17 protein-coding genes are annotated in these 24,406 nt (G+C 36.8%); 8 read left to right on the top strand and 9 right to left on the bottom strand.

Going from position 1 to position 24,406, the window contains the following annotated elements; genetic code table 11:
* Window positions 1-43: 43 nt before the first annotated feature.
* Genes ABVM52_RS14605 through ABVM52_RS14585 form a run of 5 tightly spaced genes read right to left on the bottom strand, consistent with a single transcriptional unit; the run spans window position 44 to window position 5,018 of the window.
* The gene (locus ABVM52_RS14605) at window positions 44-526 is read right to left on the bottom strand and encodes an ABC transporter ATPase (protein WP_405381759.1); all 483 of its coding nucleotides are present in this window, start codon (window positions 524-526) and stop codon (window positions 44-46) included.
* A 38-nt stretch (window positions 527-564) separates the two neighbouring features.
* Complete coding sequence (locus tag ABVM52_RS14600) at window positions 565-1,356, bottom strand: (Fe-S)-binding protein (RefSeq protein ID WP_405381757.1); 792 nt, start codon at window positions 1,354-1,356, stop codon at window positions 565-567.
* Window positions 1,357-1,364: 8 nt separating this feature from the next.
* The gene (locus ABVM52_RS14595) at window positions 1,365-2,690 is read right to left on the bottom strand and encodes a 4Fe-4S dicluster domain-containing protein (RefSeq protein WP_405381755.1); all 1,326 of its coding nucleotides are present in this window, start codon (window positions 2,688-2,690) and stop codon (window positions 1,365-1,367) included.
* Window positions 2,691-2,694: 4 nt separating this feature from the next.
* Window positions 2,695-3,660: an MlaD family protein gene (locus ABVM52_RS14590; RefSeq protein WP_405381753.1), complete on the bottom strand. Its 966-nt coding sequence runs from the start codon at window positions 3,658-3,660 to the stop codon at window positions 2,695-2,697.
* Window positions 3,661-3,707: 47 nt separating this feature from the next.
* Window positions 3,708-5,018 (bottom strand): N-acetylmuramoyl-L-alanine amidase, encoded by a 1,311-nt coding sequence (locus tag ABVM52_RS14585; protein WP_405381751.1) that lies wholly within the window; start codon window positions 5,016-5,018, stop codon window positions 3,708-3,710.
* Between the two features lie 144 nt (window positions 5,019-5,162).
* Between ABVM52_RS14585 and ABVM52_RS14580 the strand changes: the two genes are divergently transcribed.
* Window positions 5,163-7,886 carry a putative LPS assembly protein LptD gene (locus tag ABVM52_RS14580; RefSeq protein WP_405381749.1) on the top strand — a complete coding sequence of 908 codons (2,724 nt, stop codon included), beginning with the start codon at window positions 5,163-5,165 and terminating at the stop codon, window positions 7,884-7,886.
* A 16-nt stretch (window positions 7,887-7,902) separates the two neighbouring features.
* A complete protein-coding gene (locus tag ABVM52_RS14575; protein ID WP_405381747.1) occupies window positions 7,903-8,283 on the top strand; it encodes a RidA family protein in 381 nt (126 codons plus the stop codon).
* 3 nt (window positions 8,284-8,286) lie between these two features.
* Here the strand turns inward: ABVM52_RS14575 and ABVM52_RS14570 are convergent, their stop codons facing one another.
* The 4 genes from ABVM52_RS14570 to ABVM52_RS14555 form a co-directional block, all read right to left on the bottom strand.
* A complete protein-coding gene (locus tag ABVM52_RS14570; protein ID WP_405381745.1) occupies window positions 8,287-9,138 on the bottom strand; it encodes an N-acetylglucosamine kinase in 852 nt (283 codons plus the stop codon).
* Between the two features lie 87 nt (window positions 9,139-9,225).
* Window positions 9,226-10,227 (bottom strand): type I glyceraldehyde-3-phosphate dehydrogenase, encoded by a 1,002-nt coding sequence (gene gap, locus ABVM52_RS14565; protein WP_405381743.1) that lies wholly within the window; start codon window positions 10,225-10,227, stop codon window positions 9,226-9,228.
* Window positions 10,228-10,249: 22 nt separating this feature from the next.
* Window positions 10,250-11,236 carry a 6-phosphofructokinase gene (pfkA, locus tag ABVM52_RS14560; RefSeq protein WP_405381741.1) on the bottom strand — a complete coding sequence of 329 codons (987 nt, stop codon included), beginning with the start codon at window positions 11,234-11,236 and terminating at the stop codon, window positions 10,250-10,252.
* A 158-nt stretch (window positions 11,237-11,394) separates the two neighbouring features.
* Window positions 11,395-15,786, bottom strand: coding sequence for a translocation/assembly module TamB domain-containing protein (locus ABVM52_RS14555; protein WP_405381739.1), 4,392 nt, complete (start codon window positions 15,784-15,786; stop codon window positions 11,395-11,397).
* A 125-nt stretch (window positions 15,787-15,911) separates the two neighbouring features.
* On the opposite strand from ABVM52_RS14555, the gene tsaD reads away from it, so the two are divergent.
* The 6 genes from tsaD to ABVM52_RS14525 all read left to right on the top strand — a co-directional run bounded on the left by tsaD (window position 15,912) and on the right by ABVM52_RS14525 (window position 24,396).
* Window positions 15,912-16,940, top strand: coding sequence for a tRNA (adenosine(37)-N6)-threonylcarbamoyltransferase complex transferase subunit TsaD (gene tsaD, locus ABVM52_RS14550; RefSeq protein ID WP_405381737.1), 1,029 nt, complete (start codon window positions 15,912-15,914; stop codon window positions 16,938-16,940).
* A 12-nt stretch (window positions 16,941-16,952) separates the two neighbouring features.
* Window positions 16,953-17,660: a 16S rRNA (uracil(1498)-N(3))-methyltransferase gene (locus tag ABVM52_RS14545; RefSeq protein ID WP_405381735.1), complete on the top strand. Its 708-nt coding sequence runs from the start codon at window positions 16,953-16,955 to the stop codon at window positions 17,658-17,660.
* 64 nt (window positions 17,661-17,724) lie between these two features.
* On the top strand, window positions 17,725-18,369 hold the full coding sequence (locus tag ABVM52_RS14540; protein WP_405381733.1) for a DUF4159 domain-containing protein: 645 nt from the start codon (window positions 17,725-17,727) through the stop codon (window positions 18,367-18,369).
* A gap of 3 nt (window positions 18,370-18,372) precedes the next feature.
* Entirely contained in the window at window positions 18,373-19,473 is a 1,101-nt protein-coding gene (locus ABVM52_RS14535) for an AI-2E family transporter (RefSeq protein WP_405381731.1), read from the top strand.
* A 6-nt stretch (window positions 19,474-19,479) separates the two neighbouring features.
* Complete coding sequence (locus ABVM52_RS14530; protein WP_405381729.1) at window positions 19,480-20,664, top strand: THUMP-like domain-containing protein; 1,185 nt, start codon at window positions 19,480-19,482, stop codon at window positions 20,662-20,664.
* A gap of 420 nt (window positions 20,665-21,084) precedes the next feature.
* Window positions 21,085-24,396: a SusC/RagA family TonB-linked outer membrane protein gene (locus ABVM52_RS14525; protein ID WP_405381727.1), complete on the top strand. Its 3,312-nt coding sequence runs from the start codon at window positions 21,085-21,087 to the stop codon at window positions 24,394-24,396.
* Window positions 24,397-24,406 lie beyond the last annotated feature (10 nt).

Raw genomic sequence — 24,406 nt, 5'->3', positions numbered from 1 at the left:
ATCGATAAAACCCAATAAACAAAAGGAAATTGAAAGATAGCTTCTATAAAAAACGGGCATGCCAACTTTCTGATGCCGGCACTTCCCAAAACTCTTGGTATTCTCCCTTATCGGTAACCAAATTATTGAAGACAATGGTATTTTTTGAAATTGCTTTTTGCTTGGCCATTTTTTTAAAATCCAGCAAACTTTTATATGCTACAAACTCGCCTTGCTTATAGGACACGTTCATCTTGTCAAGCAATGCTACATCATGTTTTTTCTCCAATTGTTGAATAAAATGTACCGAGGCATCTATAGAACATCCGGTAGCATTTTGCATGCTTTGATCCAGTGCAATTACTATAAAGCGCTTGTACTTTATTTCATATCCAGCCTTTAAATCATTGCCATGAGCTGTCCACCCTTGTAAAAAAGAATCTAAATCTGTTTGTAATGAAACAAGTTCATCTTCAGTGAAAGACCTATTGCACTGATATATCCATACCCTGGCACTATCCGGTAATGTTTTAAAATCTACTAGCAAGTTATAATCTTTTTAAAATTAAATTGATAGGCATTAAATTATAAATCTTCTGCAGTAGCTATTAATTCTGCAATATCCATAACGGCAATACTATCTTCTTTTTCTTTGTTTTTTACTCCATCGGTCATCATGGTATTACAGAAAGGACACCCTGCAGCAATTATTTCAGGTTGTGTTTCAAGCGCCTGCTCAGTACGCTCAATATTAACATCCTTATCTCCTTTTTCAGGCTCCTTGAACATTTGGGCACCACCAGCTCCACAACAAAGTCCACGTTGCTTACAGCTTTTCATTTCTACTAGCTCCGCATCCAATTTTCTAATTAAATCTCGCGGGGCTTCGTATACGCCATTTGCCCTACCTAAATAACAAGGGTCATGGAACGTTATACGCTTACCTTTAAAAGTTCCGCCTTCCATGGTAATTCTACCATCCGCTAGAAGTTGTTTCAAAAATTGGGTATGGTGTACAACTTCATAGTTACCGCCCAAACCTGGATATTCATTTTTTATGGTATTAAAACAATGCGGACAGGCCGTCACTATTTTCTTGATCTCATAAGCGTTCAACACTTCAATATTGGTAACCGCTTGCATCTGGAACAAAAACTCGTTCCCTGCACGTTTTGCCGGATCACCGGTACAACTTTCTTCCGTGCCCAAAACGGCAAAAGAAACATTGGCCTTATTCAGAATCTTAACAAAGGCTTTTGTTATTTTCTTTGCCCTATCATCAAAACTACCGGCACACCCTACCCAAAACAATACTTCGGGCACTGTACCCGATGCAAAAAATTCTGCCATTGTAGGCACTTTCAATTCGTTTGCCATAATATATCTTAAGATTCTTTACTCCAGTTTAAACGGTCCATTTGGTTAAATGGCCAAGGCGCTCCATTATTTTCAATATTACCCATCATGTTATTTAAATCTGATGGAGCTGCAGATTGTTCCATCACCAAATACTGCCTCATATCCATAATAATGGATAAAGGGTCTATGCTAATAGGACAGGCTTGTACACAGGCATTACATGAAGTACATGCCCATAATTCTTCTGGGGTAATATAATCGTTCAATAATTGTTTACCATCATCTACAAATTCCCCTTTATTCTTATCTATGTTGGCACCAACCTCCTCTAATCTATCACGTGTATCCATCATGATTTTACGAGGTGATAATTTCTTACCAGTTTGGTTAGCAGGACACTCACTAGTACACCTTCCACATTCCGTACAGGTATAAGCATTTAATAGTTGTAACCAGCTTAAATCCTGAACATCAGAAGCTCCAAATTTATCCGGTACCGCAGCATCTTCCGCTGGGGCTGCATAAGGGTCTGCTTCTGGATCCATCATCATACGTACTTCATTGGTAACGGCATCTAAATTCTTAAACTGTCCTTTAGGAGTCAATTTACCATAATATGTATTTGGAAAAGCCAAAAGAATATGAAGGTGCTTTGAATAATACAGGTAATTCAAGAAGAATAAAATACCGGCAATATGCAACCACCATGCTGTTCTTTCTATGATTATCAATGTAGAAACGGACATATTCTGAAAAAACGGTACAATAAAACTACTGATCGGATATGAGCCTGCATTTACATAATGCTCAGCTCCCATTTGCTGTAATTGATAATCGGCACCGTTCATGGTCAGGAAAAGCACCATTAATACAAGTTCAATATAGAGAATAAGATTCCCATCTTGTTTGGGCCAACCTTTCATTTCCGGCTTTAAAAATCGCTTAAGCTTAATAATATTTCTTCTCGCCCAAAAAATAACCACGGCTACGATGACCAGAAATGCAAGAATTTCAAAAGACCCGATTAAAAAATCGTACACCGGTCCCAAAACCGCAAAAAGTCTATGTGTTCCTAAAATACCATCAAGAATAATTTCAAGAACTTCTATATTGATAATGATAAAACCTACATAAACGATAATATGTAATATTCCTGCAATTGGCCTAACCACCATCTTGGTTTGACCAAGGGCTATTTTAGCCATATTTGTCCATCGTTGGGCCTTATCATCCTTTAAGTCAGCATCCTTACCAAGAAAAATATTTCTTTTAAGTTTGGAAACATTCTTAACAAAGAAACCGATCCCTATGACCAGTAATGCTATAAAAATAATATTGGGGAGGTACTGCATATATTTATTCTTCTATTTTCTCTGCTGGATCATCTTCTGGAACGGTATATTCCTTTTGTTTTTTGCCGAAGACAGAAACATTTACGTATCGTTTGGGGTTTAAACGAAAATCTTGCAACAACAAGTCAAGCTCCTTACTAGAATTGTTTAAGTTATTGTACAGTTCCTTATCCGTCATTAACAACCCTAATGTACCCTCTCCATTCTCTATTTTCTGGGTCACTGCATTTAAATTTGCCAAAGTGGCCTGTAAACTGGTTAAGGTTTCACCCAACCCAGCAGCATTCAATGAATCTGATATATTTGCAAAATTTGTTGTCATCTTATCAAAGTTCTTCAAAGAATTATCAAGGTTATCCTTATTACTGTTCATAAGGGTATTTAAAGAAGATGCGCTACCATTAAGACTTACAATAAGGTCATTTAAACCACCTATGACTTCTTTCAATTCTTTTTTTGTCTCCGTATCCAAAACGGAATTTACATTTATCAAAACCGAATCTGCATCTGAGATAGCAGACTCAAATTTACGAACCAAAGGCGTAAGTTTCTGTTGAGCCAAATCTGTTATACCCGGTCTAGTCTGCGTGGTAAGAGTGTCTCCAGATTGAGCTTCGCCCGTAGCATCAAAAACAGGTTTAATCTGCAAACCTTTACCTCCAATTATACCGGTATCATATAATTCTACAATACTATTCTTGGAAAATTTAAAATCGCTGCTTACAGTAAATGTCACCAATAAATTACCTTGTGAATCCAAGAACTTAATATCGTTGACCTTACCTACATTAAATCCGTTAATGGATACCGATGTACCCGGTTGAAGTCCGCCTACGTTTGAATAAACCGCATAAAGTGTTTTACTATTATCAAAAATTGGAGATGACTTTAGGTAACTAAAGCCCATTATAAACAATAGAATTCCTCCTATAACAATAATACCCGTTTTTAATTCTCTAGATAGTTTCAAGCAATTATATTTTTAGTACTCTCAAAATTAGGAATAAAATTTACACTTTAGGGGGTTAAATCAGAAACCTGATCAATTGCTTCTTGAATAGGGATCCTTTCACCTAACCTATACGCCACAATATAAGCCGTTTTGTAGCCTTTATCCACCGCTCTGGACTGCATCATTTTAGCTTCCCTAAACGATTGTGTCTCCCCGTACATATAACGATATAAATTTTTATAGGGTTCTTGGGATAAATTGGTCAAACCCTTAAAGTTATCAGCATTAAGTGGTACATTTTTACTACTTGCCATCAATTGTATTTTAAAGACAATGGAAGACGCTACCTCCTTGGGTGTTATGGCCTCTTTTTTCTTTTCAACTTCAACAACAGGCTGTTCAATGACCTTTTTTGGTATATCCCTATTTGTTGTAACCGGTTCTGTACTTACAGCAACATCTTGCTTCTTCTCTATTACAGGCTCCTCCTTTTTAACCACAGCCACTTCTTCTTTTTCTTTGATGGTATTGGTTACTTTTTCCTTGACCGCATCTGTTTTAGTATCTGCAACCGTGGTTTCTACCACACGACTAGAAGGCTTTACCCCTTCCTTATAATTTAGTATGGCTTGGGCTATTGCCTTTCCCATTTCCGCTTGACCCTTTTGTGAGTTTAAATATGCGCCTTCATCTTTATTCGTTAAAAAACCGGTTTCTACCAATACACTAGGCATAAAGGTTTGGTGTAGAACGATAAATCCCGCTTGTTTTACCTTTCTATCCGTTCTTTTTAAGGATTTTGAAAAATTTTCTTGAATCATGGTGGCTAATGCGACACTCTGATCTAAAAATTCTTCTTGCATGATCGTTAATCCAATTACGGATTCTGGCGAATTAATATCATAGTCCGCATAACGGTTTTCATAGTTATCCTCTAAATAAATAACCGAGTTTTCTTTCTTGGCAATTTCAAAGTTTTGTTTGTTTGCATGTAGTCCAAGAACAAACGTTCCAGCCCCATGAGCATCTGAAGTATGGGAATCGCAATGAACAGACACAAATAGATCAGCATTGGCTTTATTGGCAATTTCACCTCTAACGAAAAGATCAACGAAAGAATCGTCCTTACGGGTATAAATAACCTTTATATCCTGGTTCTGTGATAGCAACTCCCCCACCTTTAAAACAATATTCAAGGCAATTTTCTTTTCTAAATAACCATTTCCCAAATTACCTGGGTCATGACCGCCATGACCGGCATCTAGCACTACAATAAAGGGATCATCAGATTTGATTTCGTCAGCGGGAACAACATATGATTGAAGTAAAAATGTTGTTGCTAAAACCAGTAAAGTGCAAATAGCTTTTATTTTCATAAGTATTAGGGATTCTCTAGCCCCGAATAATGGTTAAATTTATTGTAAGACCCTACATAGGGAATAAAAAATATATGTAAGTTTGACATCTGAAACAATGGCTCATTGTACTGCCAAACCTTTACAAAAATAGGATATATAGCCTTGCAATCAAACAAACGACACTTACTTTTCCTATTAGCCATTATTATTGGCTCCTTTTATGTCCATGCACAAGAAGGTAAGGTTATACCCTTAAATATCAATGCAGAGAACGATAGTATTACCGCGCCATTGTTCCCTATTGAAAGTATTAGGGACACTACCGCAACAGACTCTTTGGCCAAGGATTCATTAAACCAAAAACCTCCTCTGTTACTTGATAAAATAACGTACAAGGCAAAAGACTACGTAAAGTTAAGTCAGAAAGAAAATAAAATTTATTTATATAACGAGGCTGAAATCTATTATCAGGATACCGAGCTAAAAGCAGGCATTATCATAATGGATTATATAAAAAACGAGGTTTATGCCGGTAGAATGAAGGATTCTTTGGGCAATTATAGCCAGCTTCCTTATTTTAAGCAAGGCAGCAATATTGTAATACCAGATTCCATACGTTTTAATTTTGATACCCAAAAAGCATTAATTTGGAATTCCCGTACGGAACAACAGGCAGCTGCCGGGGCACTAGGTAGTGATGCAATGAAAGTTTATGCGGAAATCACCAAAAAAGAGAACGACTCTGTTTATTTTCTTAGTGAAGGTAAGCTTACCACTTCTGCGGACACTATAAATCCAGATTATTATATACGAATTAGAAAAGCCAAATTTGTACCCAAGAAAAAGGTAATAGCCGGGTTCAGTAATCTGTATATAGCAGATGTACCCACTCCTATAGCCATGCCCTTTGCCTATTTCCCTTTAACAGTAGGAAGATCCGCAGGGGTATTAATGCCAACTTTTGGTAATGACCCAAATACAGGGTATTTTCTACAGGATATGGGGTACTATGTGCCCTTGGGAGATTATGCAGACGTTACCCTGTCCGGGGATTTCTACACTAATGGTAGTTACGCGTTTAGAACCGCATCTATTTACACCAAAAGATATAAGTACCGGGGAAATGTCAATTTAAGATTTGAGAACCAAGTAAGAAGTCAGAAGGGGTTTAGTGATTATAGTCTATCACGAAATTATAACATTCAATTTTCTCATTCACAAGACCCGAAATCTAGTCCAAATTCAAGGTTTTCCGCATCTGTAAACCTTGGTAGTAGTGAATATTACCGTAATTCCCTACAGCAACGCAATTTACCCAATACACAAAACAACACCTTATCCTCATCTATTTCCTATTCAAAGACTTTTCCCGCGTATCCTTCGGTAAACATGAGTTTAACGGCTACCCATTCACAACTGACCTCCCCGTCAGCTACAGCATCGGACACCGACAATATTAATATGACGCTTCCTACTTTTCAAGCAAGCATGGAACGTATTTATCCGTTTGCAAAAAGAGATGGCATAAAAAAAGGATTGATTCAAAACATTAATTTTCAGTATGATGTAAATGCCCAGAATAGGTTAACCACCAATGATGAAGATTTCTTGACAGGTAGAATGTTCGATAACGCAAAGGTTGGCGCAAGACATAGGATACCATTGAATACCAATTTTAAGGTGGCCAAATTTTTTAGTGTCAGTGTAGGTGGTAGTTATGAGGACGTATGGACCATGGAGACCTATAACAAAAGTTTTGATACGATAACAAAAACTGTAGTAACCGATACCATTAGTGGGTTTGACAGGTATAACAAATATAATTTTAGCACTAGTGTTGGTACTACGCTATATGGAACTTTTGATTTTGGTGAGGATAAAAAAATACAGGCCATACGCCATACCATGAGACCCTCTATAAGTTATGGCTACGCCCCTTCTTTTGACCAGTTTTACGACGAATACATAGACGAGGATGGCGATGTAGTGCAGTTTAGTAGGTTTCAAGGTTCATTATATGGAGCGCCTTCTTTAGGCAAATCTAATAGTTTAGGGTTTTCTCTTGCCAATACCCTAGAAGCCAAAGTGCGCGATAAGGACAGTACAAAATTAGAACCAAAAAAAATATCGCTACTTAGTAATTTCAATATTTCAACTGGCTATAATTTTGAATCGGATTCATTACGCTTAAATCCTTTGAATATTAATGGCGGTACCAATATATTGGATAATAAAATGTCCATTAACTTCTCCGCAGCTTTAGACCCTTACGCCATAGATAACAACGGCACAAGAATAGACACTTGGAACGTAGATAATGGTGGTAGCCTATTTAGACTTACCCGGGCAAACGCCAATATTTCCTACGCCATTAGTAGTGATATGTTCGGCAAAAAGGACAAAGATGACAACAAGGAAGAAGAGGAAGATCCCTTTGATTATGTAGCCCAAAGTGGAGGAAGGGACGATGATCTATTTGGTAGGGCAGATAATTTCAATGACAACCCTATGGACAAAGACAAAGGGCAAGATGTTGAAAACCCCATATATGGCACCAAAATACCCTGGAACCTAAGATTGGCCTATTCTGCCAGCTACACGAACTCTGCACGCCAGAATGAGTTTAGTAGCCATTCATTAATGTTCACCGGTGACATTGAGCTTGCTCCCAGGTGGAAAGTTGGAGGTTCATCTGGGTACGACTTTAAAAACAAAGGCTTTACACTAACACAATTACGTTTTCAACGCGACCTTAAAAGTTTTTCCATGCGATTTAACTGGACGCCTTTTGGTCAATATAAAAGATGGTATTTCTTTATAGGTATAGATGCCTCTATTCTAAAAGACCTTAAATGGGAAAATCGTAGTCAGCCAATTAGAAATTAACGAAAAGTACTTCTTCATGAAACAAATCATTAACACCAAAAACGCACCGGCACCCATAGGACCGTATAATCAGGCCATTTTAATCAAGGACACCCTGTATATTTCCGGACAAATTCCGCTTGACCCAATAACGGGTAAATTGGTTTCCGGAGATATTAAACAAGAAACCAAACAGTCCATGGAAAATTTAAAAGCAATTTTATTGGAAGCGGGAATGGATTTTGAACATGTTGTAAAATCCTCGATTTTTTTAAGTGATATGAATCAATTCTCCCATGTAAACGAAGTATATGGGTCCTATTTTAATGCAGAAACGGCCCCTGCAAGAGAGACCGTTGAAGTTGCGAACTTACCAAAGTTCGTAAATGTTGAAATTTCTATGATTGCCGTAAAATAGTAATTACATGTTTGCACGGTGAAATTCTACCAAGCCTTCTATAGGCCTTTGACGAATTACCCCTACGATCAAATCATTTCTCAGCAATACCGATGTTAGCTCATCCCGTAAATAATGGGCAATACTACCCACAAAATTAATGGGTACTTTGGTAGCCAGTTCAAACTGCATAACATAGTTATTGATAAATTGCTGAAAACCTTTATCTATGACTCCCTTAGCGTAAGGATGTTCCTTATTCTCGATCAAGAAACGTGCAAAGGTTGCCAAATACGTATTTGGGTTAGGTTGCTTGTATAGGTTTTCCTTGATTACATCTGGATCCAGATCATGTTGTTTTGCAAATTTATGTGCCAAATCTGCCGGCATTTTATGGAAATAATAGTCTCTGATCAATTTACGCCCAAAGAAATTTCCACTACCATCATCCATAGGTATATACCCTAAGGACGTTACTTTTTGGAATAATTGGTTACCGTCATAGTAGCTACAATTAGACCCCGTACCCAAAATACAAACAATACCTTGGTGGCCTACTTTAGTAGTAGCAAAAATTGCCGCGTAGGTATCTTCTTTTACATCTGCCTTGGCATTAGGAAAAAAATCTTTAAAAATTCCTTTTAAGAACGTTTTCATACGATCTGTTCCACAACCCGCCCCATAAAAATAAAGGTGCGTTACCTCTTCGCGATTTTTAGAAAGCTCAAAATTGTTGGCCAAACGGTCTTCTATAACATCTTTTGTTAACACTTCTGGACTTAACCCTAGCGTCTGCGTTAAAAAAAGTTGCTCCCCATTATCATCTAGAGCAATCCAATCTGACTTGGTTGCCCCACTATCTACTATTAAAATCATATACAGCGTATCTTTAAAAAATAATCCTGAAAATAAGGAAAAAAAGCCTCATTTTCAGGAATTATCCTTGTTATAAAAATATGTTTATTACAACGTATTTACATGCTGCATTAGGTCTACCATTTTATTGGAGAAACCAGCCTCATTATCATACCAGCAAATTAATTTAAAGAACTTGGAGTTTAACTCTATACCGGCACCGGCATCAAATACACTAGTGTGAGATTCCCCTATGAAATCTTGAGAAACCAAAGCTTCTTCCGTATATCCTAAAACACCTTTTAACTCACCCTCAGAGGCAGATTTAAAGGCTTTTTTGATTTCCTCATAAGAAGTTTCTTTTTCTAAACGTACGGTTAAATCCACTACAGAAACATCAGCAGTAGGAACCCTAAATGCCATACCCGTAAGTTTACCTTCTAATGCAGGTATCACCTTAGTTACCGCTTTTGCAGCACCAGTAGAAGCAGGAATAATATTCAACATGGCACTTCTACCACCTCTCCAGTCTTTTCTAGAAGGACCATCAACGGTCATTTGTGTAGCAGTAGTAGCGTGAACCGTAGTCATTAAAGCTTCCTCAATACCAAAGCTATCATTCAATACCTTGGCCATAGGCGCCAAACAGTTGGTAGTACAAGATGCGTTAGATACTATTGAATCCGATGCTTTTACTTTTGTATGGTTAACACCCATTACAAACATTGGAGCATCTTTAGATGGAGCGGAAATAACTACCTTTTTAGCACCACCATCTATGTGATATTGAGCAGTTTCCAATGTGGTGAAGATACCTGTACATTCTGCAACTGTAGTCGCACCAACTTCATCCCACTTACAATTTTTAGGATCTCTCTCTGCAGTAATACGTACTGTTTTACCGTTTACTACCAAATGACCGTCCTTTACTTCAACAGTACCATCAAAAGCACCATGAACCGAATCATACTTAAGCAAATATGCCAAGTGCTCAACATCCAACAAATCATTAATGGCAACTACATCAACATCACCACGTTTTACCGTTGTTCTAAAGACCAATCTACCTATTCTTCCGAAACCGTTTATTCCTACTTTTAAATTTGACATTTTATTTGTTTTAGCGTTTAAATTATGTTGTCATTATTTCTGAAACCCTTATGAGTTCCTTATCTATTTTCGTATGGCCCTTAATCGCTTTTTCGATCGGGGTCAACGTAATTTGATTATCTTGAATACCAACCATTAAGCTGGTCTTTCCTTCCAATATGGCTTCTACAGCCTTTACTCCCATTCTACTTGCCAGCACCCTATCGTAACAAGAAGGAGCACCGCCGCGTTGCATATGTCCCAATACAGAAACACGAACATCGTAAATAGGTAGATGTTCTTCTACATATTCCTTAAGTTCAAATACATTCTTACCGGATTTATCACCCTCGGCAACAATTACGATACTTGATGATTTACCAGACTCCTTACTTCTTTTCAAGGACTCTAACAATCTATCCAGACCCAGATTTTCTTCCGGGATCAATATTTCCTCTGCACCTGCACCAACACCGGCGTTCAAGGCAATATGGCCTACATCCCTACCCATTACCTCAACAAAGAAAAGTCTGTTGTGAGAACTAGCTGTATCACGTATCTTATCAATACATTCTACAACCGTGTTCAAGGCCGTATCATAACCTAAGGTAAAGGTGGTTCCAAATATATCATTGTCAATAGTACCCGGTATACCAATTACTGGAAAGTTAAATTCTTTATTAAAAATCATGGCACCGGTAAAACTACCATCGCCACCAATTACTACAAAGGCTTCAATACCCTCTTTTACAAGTTGCTCATGAGCCTTCTTTCTTCCTTCTGGAGTCCTAAAATCATTACATCGGGCAGACTTAAGAATTGTACCACCTTTATTAATGATATTATTAACACTACGGGCATCCATTACCTTGAAATCCCCTTCTATCATACCTTGGTAGCCCCTATAAATGGCTACACACTCTACCTGTAAATAGGCACAGGTTCTTACAACTGATCTTATGGCCGCGTTCATCCCTGGAGAATCACCACCTGAAGTCAGTACCGCTATTTTTTTTATTACTGAAGACATGGAAAAATTTAAGCCAACGAAATTACAAAATCAAAATGCAATAAAGAAATATACTAGCTCTGCTTTTTACAGGAAATCTAAGAAAACGTTTTCGTTGTTATATTTAATTGTAAAATCTTAAGATTTTATTTATTTCTTAACAACTATCCTACAAAAACTTAGCGATAAATTGATTTTGGTTTATCATAAAACCTAATTAGGCTATCATTACCCATAGTAGCCGTAGGTAGAAGAGGGTTATTTTCAATTTGATTTTCCTGCAGCGGCTTCTTCCCCAATATTTTTTGAAAAAGTTCCCTAAAATTATTGAAGTCCACCTCATAGGTAAGACCAGCACCTTGCGTAGAACCCTGTTGATCGGATAAATATGCCTGGATTTCACTTTGCCTACTAAAGAATTTTGCACTTAACGTACCCTCTTCATTAAGTAAAACCTGAATTTCAAAATCGCCTGCAACCAAAGTTTCGCTAGACGCCCCTACCGGAACCCCCACCTTGCCATTAAACAATATTCTATCTGAAATTTGTGTAGACACGGTAACCCCTATCCTATCATCGGTTTCAATATCCGCAGACCTATCCAGTATTCCTTGCTCGTAACTTAGCCCTAAATTGAACTTATCATTGCCCCCACTCAAAATAGAATTTAAAATCCCCGAAGCACTTTGAACCAGATTACCCGTAATGGCCTGTTGGTTTATACCACTTTGAGAATTTACAAAAGTACCCTGTGCCAATAAAAATATAGCATTTTTTTCCTCTACCGTTGGGTCTTGAAGGCGATATTCCAACTCTGACTGTACGATTGAATTAGTACCAGGAAAATCAATTCCAAAATCTATATCAGGGCTTTGAAGTTCACCGGTTAGCCTTATGATTACATCCGTAGGTATTCTTCTGGTAAATCCAGCATCATCCAATAGGGGCGCAGGGTTGGCATTAAGGGAATAAATAGCCTGCATGTCCAACAAAGCCTCTAAAGGTTTTTGGTCCCAGTTTATAGTTCCCCCAGGCTCCACCTTAAACTTCTTATCTATAATACCTCCAAATTTATAATTGAATTCACCGGTCACTACAACGAAATCTCCATACATCTCAAATTTACCATTGGTATTGATCTGGATAAGAATAATACCCTCTCCGGTTCCTTTTAAGGAGCTACCCGTTTTAGTATCGGTAACAATTTCCACCTCAGCTTCAGGTGTAACATCAAGGTTAAATTCAAGCTCTAATCCTTGATAATCCTTTAACTGCCTTTCACGCTCAATAGTGCGTTTATCATTTTTTTCAATAAAATTGATAAAGGAATAATCCCCTACACTGGCTACATCACTCAAAGGTATTTTTAGAGATGTTCCCCTTGCAGTTTCACCGTCAACGGTTATATTTAAAGCAGTTGTAGGACCAAAGATTCGCCCATTACCATTAAGGTACCCTGTACCATAGTAAAGGTCTCCCTCCTTAAACTCGGTATTTAAAATTAGAAAACGCTCATTATTGGTATCTACATCCAAATCCAAGACCCAATTATCAAAATAACTATGGGTTATGGTCCCGTTTAAATTTGCTTTGGTGTCTTTATCTACGTCCTGTAATGCTATTTCCTCAAATTGAAAAGTTTGGTCTTTTAAAACCACGCGAGACCTAGGTGCAAAACCATAATCCACATTAAGATAGGGTACCGCAATACCGGCATTATCCAAGGTAAGCAACCCATCAAAATTAGGATTGTCAACACCACCGGTTATTCTAACCCTACCATCAATATCTCCCCTAATGTTATCAATGACCCCCTCGCCCAACGGACTGAACGGTTTTAGGTCAAAGTTATTAAAGTTGGCTATCAAATTTGCTTTTGGAATTGCCTCTTTATTTTCAATTTTACCTACTACACTAAATTTTTCCAGATTGTTTTCCGCAAGTTGGGAATTGACCTGAAATTCAGTCAAATCCTTATTCCCAATAATATTGATGACCAAATCTCCAAGTGCAATATCATTAATACCAAAATTACCTATGTTAAGATTTGAAGATGGTAAATAAATACCGTCTTTTTGTAACACATTTAAAGTTCCGTTAACCTCTCCCTGTAATTTAAGACTATCTATAACCGGTGTAATCTTGTCCAAGGAAACAATTTTAAACTGTAGCTGAAGGTCTTTATAGGTAGAATCCGCAAGTTGCCCCTTTAACCTAATCTGCTCCTTTTCCTCATTGTTCATTACAATTTCCTGTATGGTAATACTATCCAAAGCCCTGTTTAAAATAACTTTGTTCTTAGTATCACCATCCTTATTGAGCACCCACTTATTCCCCTTAAAGTTTACATCTGAAGTCTTTAATCCTATAACGGATTTGTTCTGCTTGTTAAATGTGTGATAAAAGTTAAGGTTGTAAGAATCATCAAAATCACTACCGCCCTTAAATTCCGATCTAAAGAACAAGGTATCTTTTAAGGTAGTGTTGATCAGGTTAAAATCCTTGAAATTATAATACGGAGTATCCAATTCTCCCACAGAAACGAAAGTATTGAATAAGGGGTTCTTATTGTCTATTCTTACTTCTATCTGATCGGCGGCCGTACCAAATGCTTCTATACTAGGGGACTCAAAATTTAATTTAAAATCACCCTCATCTGCAATGATATTACCTTTTATAAACGTATTGGGGTCAAACCTTACCTCCGGAAAAAAAACATCAACGATCTTATTATAGATCTTAAAGTTGAAAGAAAGATTTTGTCCATCTGAAATTTGAAATGGCCTATAGTTTGTATAAATACTACCAAGGGAATTTTGAACCAGTTTTCCCAGCTCCCTTACCTTAAATTTACCTTTCATATACCCCGTAATTATATCTGGGGAATTTATGTTTATGGTTCTGGAATTTTCCACATCAAAACTTGAGGTAATTGCAAAATCATCAAAATAATACGTATCGTTTACATTTTGGTAGTTGGTCTTGGTAAATTGAATATCTCCCACGATATTATCCAAAGAGGTACCGGTGATATCCATACTAACATTACCTTTAAAAATACTTATACTATCATTAATGAAGTTCAGTTTTTTTAGATCGGCATAATCTACAGATGCAATAAAATTAAAATTGTTGCGGGTTTCCGCGACATTGGCCAAACCTTTAAAACTAAATTTTAAATTTTCGTCATTGCTCACCAGGGAACCATCGAACAATTGGTCCTTAACGATACCGGACACCCGCAAATCTTGATAATCGTAATTATTAAAAACAATGGAATATATCTGGCCTATTACCTCCGTATTCAGTTTTTCCTTTACAAAACCTTTACCCTCAACATTAAAATCCAAACTGGTTTTGCCCAAGCTTTTATTCTCCGCAAAATCTCCTAGATCAAAATCTATTAATGAAATAAACCCTTTATACGTTGCATTATCTATATTGTTAAAATTGCTCAATACAATATCTGCATAACTACTGCCAATTGCAGTATTCATATTTACCTTGGCATCTATGGATGAATTGGTAATAAACGCATTTCCCCTTATGGTAAACTGGCCTAGCTTACTAAAAGTAGACGGTAAGGAATTACCAATTAAATTAGGTAGTAAGGCATTTAACTGATAATAGCTACTGGTTACGTTTTTCATATCCGCATCCAAACTAAAAGGCTTTTGTTTACTGAACAAATTCTTAAAATTAAAATTGCCCCGGATACCTGTATTATCAGAAAATAAAAAAAGATTATCCGTATTTAAATCATTTAAAACCCCGTTGATATCTGCACTAAAGGTTACTTCTTTACCTTTTCCAAATTCATTGTAAAGTAAATTTACTTCGTCAAATGCTACTTTAGACTCTTTAAAATCTGCAACCACATTAACCTTATTCAAAAAATCACGAAAGTCCTCCCTATTATAATTAAACACCAGGTTCCCGTCCAATTTGGAAAGTGGTGTATTTATCTTCAAGGAATCAAACCGCATTTGCTGTTTGGTATATTTAAAATTGGTGGCCAGTTTATTTAATTTTAACCCCCTATTACTATAAAGGGACATATCCTGTATATCGGCAGATACCTCTGGACCCAGAATTTGAAAATTGCCCGCATTGATATTCAGACTATCAAAATTTAGTATTGTTTCTTTCTCAAGATTTTCATCTTGATATTTAAATTTACTGGTTTGAATTTCTACATAAGAGGATGACAATTTAAATGGAGGTGTTCCCGGGGCCCTAGGTTTGCCATTATCCAATTTATCTACAAAAACCTCTAAATTGGTGCCCTGTTCACCATAATAGGTTTTCAGTTTAAAATTTAGTTCATCTACCTCAATATCTCCAAATTCCAAATTACCTTGAGCCAAATTACCCAAACTCAATATAGAAGTACTTAATCTGTTTACATAAAACAATGTGTCTTTTTGATAATCTTCAATAAACACCCCTTCCATGGCGGTATCCCAAGAAATCAAGGACAATTTTAAACGGTCAATGTTAATATTGGTGCCATATTGGTTGTTGATCCGGGCAGTGGCATATTGAGCCAAAAGTGTCTGTACAACCGGCAAAGAAAAAATTAAGGTACTAAAAACACATATCAGTAAAATCACCAATACTATTCTTATTAATATTTTCCTGAATTTTTTGATAGGGGTATATGTTTTACCTTTGTTATTCAAATTTTATTCCAAACATGCTGGAACACAAACCAATTTTCATTCTTGCAATAGAGTCTTCTTGTGACGATACATCTGCGGCAGTTTTAATGAACGATAAAGTGCTAAGTAACGTAGTGGCAACCCAAGCTATTCATGAGGAATATGGAGGGGTTGTACCAGAATTAGCATCTAGAGCGCATCAACAAAATATTGTTCCTGTTGTGGACCAAGCAATAGCCAAAGCAAATATCGATAAAAAACAATTATCCGCCATAGCATTTACACGCGGACCTGGTCTTATGGGTTCATTACTTGTTGGCACTTCTTTTGCCAAATCCTTGTCGCTAGGTCTGGACATTCCTTTAATAGAGGTCAACCATATGAAAGCCCATATTTTGGCCCATTTTATTGATGACGAAAATATGTCCGCCCCTAAATTTCCATTTTTAGCTTTGACCATTAGTGGAGGCCATACGCAAATCGTTCAGGTAAACGATTATTTTGATATGACTATTTTAGGACAGACTTTAGATGATGCCGTGGGCGAGGCTTTTGACAAAAGTGCAAAAATATTGGGCCTACCCTACCCTGGCGGACCATTAATAGATAAGCATGCAGCCAACGGCGACCCCTTTAAGTTTGAATTCCCTATACCAAAGGTCAAGGAATTAAATTTTAGTTTTAGCGGGTTAAAGACCAATATTTTATATTTTATACAACGCAACACCAAGGACAATCCTAATTTTGTTCAGGAAAATTTAGAGGATATCTGTGCCTCCATACAATACACGATAATTGAAATATTGATGCGCAAGCTGAAAAAAGCCGTAAAGCAAACCGGCATAAAGGAAGTTGCCATTGGTGGAGGTGTTTCTGCAAACTCAGGTATACGAAAAGCACTGACCGATGCACAGGTGAAATACGGATGGAAAACCTATATACCTCAATTTCAATTCTGTACGGATAATGCAGCCATGATAGGAATTGTAGGGTACTACAAATACAAGAGTGACCAATTTGCACAACAAAATGTGACCGCTAAGGCAAGGTATGTCATCTCTTGAAACTAAAATAATATGCAATTATTCTACAACCCCAATCTGGACGAAAAAGACTCCAATTTTATATTTGATAGTAGCGAGAGTAAGCACATTGTCAAAGTGTTAAGAAAACGAAACGGAGATGAACTATCCATAACCAATGGAAAAGGATTTTTGTTCACGGCCAAAATTATTTCTGACAATGCAAAGAGATGCGAAGTTGAGATTAACTCTAGCAAAAAAACTTACCCAAAATCTTATAAATTACATTTAGTAGTGGCACCTACCAAAATGAACGATCGTTATGAATGGTTCTTGGAAAAAGCCACTGAAATTGGCGTAGACGAAATCACCCCTTTAATCTGCAATCGTTCTGAACGTAAAACAGTTAAATTAGAACGTATGCAGCGGGTTGTTGAAGCTGCCATGAAACAATCCTTACAAACATACCTACCAAAATTAAATGAACCACTTACTTTTTCAGAATTCATAGCACTACCTGCAAACGGATTAAAATTTATTGCGCATTGCGAAAATACCGAGCGTCATGAATTAAAACGTAGACTTGTGGCAGACCAGGATGCCATTATATTAATAGGTCCTGAAGGTGATTTTACACAAAATGAAATCAAGGAAGCTTTTAAGGCCGGTTATTCGCCCGTTTCTATGGGCAATACCAGATTACGGACAGAAACCGCCGCTATTGTTGCATGTACTATCGTAGCCTCTATCAATAACGGATAACCTAAATTTATTAGTTCTTGTTGGTTCACATGTTTTTCCATTACCTAATTCACTAAATTTGAGCATGAAAAATTTAGTGGCCATAGGAATAATCATGTTTTCATCGCTTGTACTTCAAGGACAAGAAATTGCCATTTTAAAATATAATGGGGGTGGCGATTGGTATGCCAACCCTACGGCCTTGCCCAACCTAATACAATTTTGCAATTCCAATATTGGTACTACTCTTAAGAATAAACCAGAAACGGTAGAAGTGGGTAGTTCATCAATTTTTCAATACCCATTTTTACACATGACCGGCCATGGCAATGTTATTTTTTCAGAAGATGAAATTGAAAATTTACGCACCTATTTATTATCCGGCGGCTTTTTACATATAGATGACAATTACGGAATGAAACCCTATATTACCAGAGAAATCTCAAGACTGTTCCCCAATAAACCCTTAGAGGAATTAGGAGCGGACCATCCTTTATTTTCAGCGGCCTATAAATTTCCACAAGGATTACCTAAAATTCATGAACACGACGGAGAACGTCCACAAGCATTTTCCATTGTTCATAATAATAGGGTTGTCCTGTTGTTCACATCTGAAAGTGATTTAGGTGATGGCTGGGAGGATCCTACTGTTCATAACGATCCCACAGAAATTAGGGAAAAAGCCTTAAAAATGGGCGCAAATATTATTACCTACGCCTTTAAAAACTAACCCATGACCGCAAAAACGATTTCAAAAGGAATATTAAGGGCCATTGGTGTATTGGTAGGTATAGTACTCCTACTCTATTTTCTATACACCATAAGATCGGTATTGGCCTATTTAACCATAGCAGCGGTAATTGCCCTTATCGGTAGTCCATTGGTAAGATTTTTTAGACTAAGACTTAAACTGCCCAATATTATTTCCGTAATCATTACAATGCTACTAATGGTGGGAGTCTTAGCGGGTATATTTGCTTTGTTTATTCCGTTATTATCGGAACAAAGTAAAAACCTATCATTATTAGATATCGATGGCCTACAAAAAAGCATCAACACCCTTTATCATCAGATTACCAATTATTTAGGACTCTCATCTAACATGGTAGAAAATGTTATTGATGACGTAAAATTTGAAAGAAATATTTTAGAAGGATTTGACATTGGTTTTATTCCCAATTTCTTAAACTCGTTTTTAACCGTATTAAGCTCGGCCAGTATTGGATTATTTTCAGTGCTTTTCATTTCTTTTTTCTTTTTAAAGGATAGAAAACTTTTTGAAAACGGATTACTCATATTCGTACCAAAGAATAAAAAGCAAGGTACCACCAATTCCATAGAAAAAATTAATGGGCTACTATCCAGATATTTTGTAGGCCTATTGTTACAGATTTTTATTCTATTTGTAATCTACACTATAGTATTGCTTATTGTTGGTATAGAAAATGCCGTAGTTATTGCTTTTCTATGTGCGTTGTTCAATATCATACCATATATAGGACCTATAATTGGTGGCGTTATGATGCTTACATTGACCATGACCAGCAATTTGGGCCAGGACTTTAGTGAAATAATTTTACCTAAAACCGGTTACGTGCTAATTGGTTTAGTGATTGGGCAATTGGTGGATAATTTTTTCTCTCAGCCCTTTATCTTTTCCAATAGTGTAAAATCGCACCCATTGGAAATATTTTTAATAATCATTATAGCCGGATTATTATTCGGGGTGGTAGGTATGATTGTCGCTATACCGGGATACACGGCCATTAAGGTTATTTTAAAAGAGTTTTTATCGGACAATCACATTGTAAAGTCACTCACACAAAATTTATAATTCTTAGTGAATTCAGCAATTTTAAATAAGGATGTTCAACAATTCATTAATGAACACTTAAGGTCTGACATACATAAATTACTGCTAAAAAAATCTCCTTTTAATGAAGTAACCCCCAAGGAGTTGGTAGCACAAATAGAATCCAAGTTAAAAGCAAAGCAAAAATTACCCACTTGGTTCAATACCGATAAAATTCTTTATCCCCATAAATTAAACCTTTCACAGACGTCTTCAGAAATTACCGCCAATTACAAAGCTTCGTTATTGGATGGCAACACACTAATTGATTTAACAGGTGGTTTTGGTGTGGATTCCTATGCTTTTTCAAAAAAAATGCGTCAGGTAGTCCATGTAGAGAAAAATAAAGAGCTTTCAAAAATTGCAGCATACAACTTTAAACAGTTAGGCACTTCTACTGTTCAGTGTTATAATGAAGATGGGTTAGCCTTCTTAAAATCAAATAAAGATACATATGATTGGCTATATATAGACCCCTCTAGGAGAGATAAGGACAAAAAGAAAGTGTTCTACCTTAAAGACTGCGAACCAGATATTATAGATCAGTTTACCCTTCTTTTTAGCAAGGCCACAAATCTTATGATTAAAACCGGTCCGTTATTGGATATCAATAATGGCCTTACACAAATGAACCACGTTAAGGAAGTTCATATTGTAGCTGTGGCTAACGATGTTAAGGAAGTACTTTGGATTCTGGAAAATAAATTTTCAGGAAAACCACATATAAAAACAATCAATTTCAAAAACGTTACGCCTCAACGGTTTAATTTTATGTTAGAGGAAGAAAAAAGGGCTCTTGCCAATTATTCTCTACCTAAATCATATCTCTACGAACCCAATGCCGCCATTTTAAAGTCAGGTGCCTTTCAATATATTGGAGAAAAATTTTCGCTTTCTAAATTACATCTTCATTCGCATTTATATACGTCAGATACGTTAATACCTTTTCCCGGAAGAACATTTAAAATATTGGATACTTTGGATTATTCCAGAAAATCAATAAAGCATTTAAACTTAACCAAGGCCAATATTACCACTAGAAATTTCCCGGATTCTATAACGGAAATCAGAAAAAAACTAAAACTAAAAGATGGCGGTTTAAGCTATCTTTTTTGCACCACCACCTTTGACAAAAAATTGAAAATTCTCAATTGCGAGCAATTATTCAAATAATTGGACTTTTTACATTTAACTTTTCTTAACTAAAAATTTTCTTAAAAAGCGTTAATAATTTCCGTAAGAAAAGTACCACTATAACGTTATAGAAACCATAACTACAACGTTGTAATTTTAAGTTTTACCATACAATCACTACCTAATATGTTAAAATTTTAACATTATTTATTTTGCCCAATTATTTGTTAGATGCTTAACAACTCCAATGGATATAGAGGTTTACAGTTATTTTATTATTTAATTGTTAAATTAACACTTTTTAATAATATGATAATTTTCATAAATGATTTATGCCTAATTCACATTTAATTGCTAATATTATATCGGATTTTGATTTTTTTAACATTTGATCGCTCAATCATTTCATAGACAAATCAACTTGCCAAAATTTATTTAAACTAACAAACAACAACGATTATGAATCAAAAACGTGATTTCATGTCGGTAAAATTCCAAAAAAGGTCATCCTTTTTTAAATCGGGAATTTTATCGGCACTCATCTGTCTTGGAGCACAAATGGCACAGGCTAATGAGAAAACAAATGCTTCAACAGAAATTGAGGTAAACACAGTACAATCTACAGTTACGGGTACGGTAACAGATGAATTGGGAACACCACTCCCCGGAACAAATGTGGTAGAAAAAGGTACAACAAACGGTACCCAAACAGATTTTGACGGAAACTTTACTTTAAATGTTCAACCAGGTGCAACACTGGTGTTTAGTTATATTGGGTTTCAAGCAAAAGAAGTAGCAGTAAATGGACAATCTGTAATAAATACCTCCTTAGCTGAAGATGCAGCAGCTTTGGATGAAGTGGTAGTAACAGGTTACCAGGTACAGACGAAAAGAGAAACAACAGCCGCAGTTTCTATTGTAGCGGCCGAGGATCTGGCAGCAGTACCTTCCGGAAACATAGAACAACAATTACAAGGTAGGGTTGCCGGTGTAACTGTTTTAACCAACGGTCAGCCCGGTACAACAAGTCAAATTAGGGTTAGGGGTTTTAACTCATTTGGAAACAACGCTCCGTTATATGTAGTTGATGGAGTCCCTACACGAAATGTAGACTTTATAAACCCAGATGATGTACAAACCGCTACTGTATTAAAAGATGCGGCTGCCGCATCTATTTATGGAGCAAGAGCTGCAAACGGAGTTATTGTCTACACCACCAAACAAGGGTCACGTTCAAAAAGAAAAACTACAATGACCTTGAATGTCAATAGTGGTGTTGTTGATCCTAATGTTGCAGGTGCCCCGCAAATGTTGAGCCCACTGGAAATGGCAAGATATACCCATATAGGTTATGAGAACAACGCTGCCGCCAATGGTACCGCTGTACAATATACACATCCACAATATGGTACCAATGCAACACCAACTATTCCAGACTATTTGCATGCAAATGGTCAAAACGGAGTAAGCGAAGCAGATGTGGATTTGGCCGCTGTTAGAGCAGCTTATGAAGCTGACCCTGACAATACATTTTTAATTAGACCAAATTTACAAGGAACCAATTGGTACAAGGAGATTACTCGTATAGCACCACAGAGCAGGGTTTCTTTAGGGTTTGACGGAGGAACGGAAAACGGTCGTTTTTATATGGGTATTTCAGCGCAAAACCAAGATGGTATTGTGTTGGCACAAGAATTTTCTCGTTACGCGGCCCGTTTTAATTCTGAATGGGACGTAACCCCTTGGTTAAGTTTTGGAGAAAACTTTCAGGTAACATACAGATCTGCCATTGGTATTGCTGGTGGAGCTGGTGGAGTAGAGGTTGCAGATGATGAATCTGAAGTTCTATCCGCTTTTAGAATGCCAACAATTATTCCTGTTAGAGATGAATTTGGTAGTTATGCAAGTACAAAAGCAGCTGGTTTCAACAATCCAAGAAACCCTGTCAGAAGATTGAAGCTTAACAATGGTGATGACAAATCATACAACATTGGTGGTTTTGGAAATGTTTATGCATTGATCAAACCTTTGGAAGGTTTAACCTTGCGCACTAGTCTTGGTGGTAGTTATAGTAATTACCACTATGTAGATTATAACTACAGATATTTAGGAGATTCTGAACCAGAAGCAAGTAACTCCTTTGGTGAAGGTAGTGGTTATGGATTCTCATGGACATTTACGAATACATTCAGTTATGAAAAACTGTTTGGCCAACATAAACTAACCGCTTTTGGTGGTATAGAGGCATTGAATACGGGAAGAGGAAGAAATATTTCCGGTTTTGGTATTAATCCATTTTCTACAGATTTAGATTTCCAGAGCTTAAGTGTTGTACAGAGTCCTGTAGTTCAAAGTAACCAGTACAAAGGATCTACCTACTTCTCTACTTTTGGTAAATTAGATTACAACTTTAATGAAAAGTATTACTTAACAGGTGTACTTCGTCGTGATGGTTCATCACGTTTTGGTGAAAATAAAAGATATGGTGTTTTCCCGGCAGTTTCTGCAGCTTGGAGGGTAATCGACGAACCTTTTATGCAAAATCAAGATATCATTTCTGATTTGAAGATTAGAGGTGGTTGGGGTGAAATGGGAAGTGATTCCAACGTTTCTCCAAACAACCAATATTCACTATTTGCTTCTGATCGTGGTAATACTTTTTATCCTATACAAGGGCAAAACAGTGGTGCCGATGAAGGTTTTGCAGCAAGTAGAATTGGTAACCCAAATGCTCAATGGGAAACCTCTGAAACAACAAATATTGGTTTTGACCTATCCTTGTTCAATAATAAATTGGAATTTATCCTTGATTGGTGGAAAAAAGACACCAGGGATTTACTTTACCAAGTACCGTTACCAGGTGTTGCAGGTAACTATGCAGCTTCACCATCCGTTAATATTGGTGGTATGAGCAATAAAGGGGTAGATTTCCAAATCATAGGAAGAGGAAATATTACTGAAGACCTAACTTTTGAGGTGACCAGTACCAATTCATTCCTTAAGAATGAAATTACCGCTTTGGCTCCAGGTATTGATGCTTTTGGTGATAACATTGCCTATAGAGGTATTGCACCAATACGTAACTCTGTAGGAGAATCCATTTCTACGTTCTTTGGTTATAATGTAATAGGATACTTCAACTCAGCTGAAGAAGTTGCAAATTCGCCAGATCAAGCGGATAAGGCCCTAGGTCGTTTTAGGTATGAAGATGTAGATGGCGATGGTGCTATTACGCCTGATGATAGAACAGTTATTGGTAGTGCCGTTCCTGATTTCACAGGAGGTTTAGATTTAATTTTACGTTACAAGAACATAGAGTTCCAAACATATTGGTATGGTTCCGTAGGTAATGAAATTTTCAACCAATCCAAATGGTTTACTGATTTCTTTGGTACGTTTGAAGGTTCTGCAAAAGGTGTGGCCGCTTATGGTTCATGGACACCGGAACTAGGAAATAATGCAAGTGCACCAATTTGGGAAAGTGCCTCTAATTTAAGTACAAGTGGAGCATCCAATTCATGGTATGTAGAAGATGGTAGCTATTTAAGATTGGTTCAACTGAGAATAGGTTATAATTTCGATGCCGATTTAGTTGAAAGCATGGGTCTTAGCAAGTTTTCTGTAGGACTATCCGCAAATAATGTTTGGACAATAACGGACTATAGTGGACTTGATCCACAAGTTGCCGGACCAGATACCAACTTTGGTATAGATGTAGGTAACTTCCCTGTAACTCCAAGCTACGCAATTACCTTAGAGATAGGCATTTAAGAGTTAAAAA

Origin of the sequence: Maribacter sp. LLG6340-A2, assembly GCF_045057105.1 — a bacterium.
In the GTDB taxonomy this organism is placed as follows: domain Bacteria; phylum Bacteroidota; class Bacteroidia; order Flavobacteriales; family Flavobacteriaceae; genus Maribacter.
Note: the sequence above shows the minus strand (reverse complement) of the source record. Positions and strands in the feature narration are given on the sequence as shown.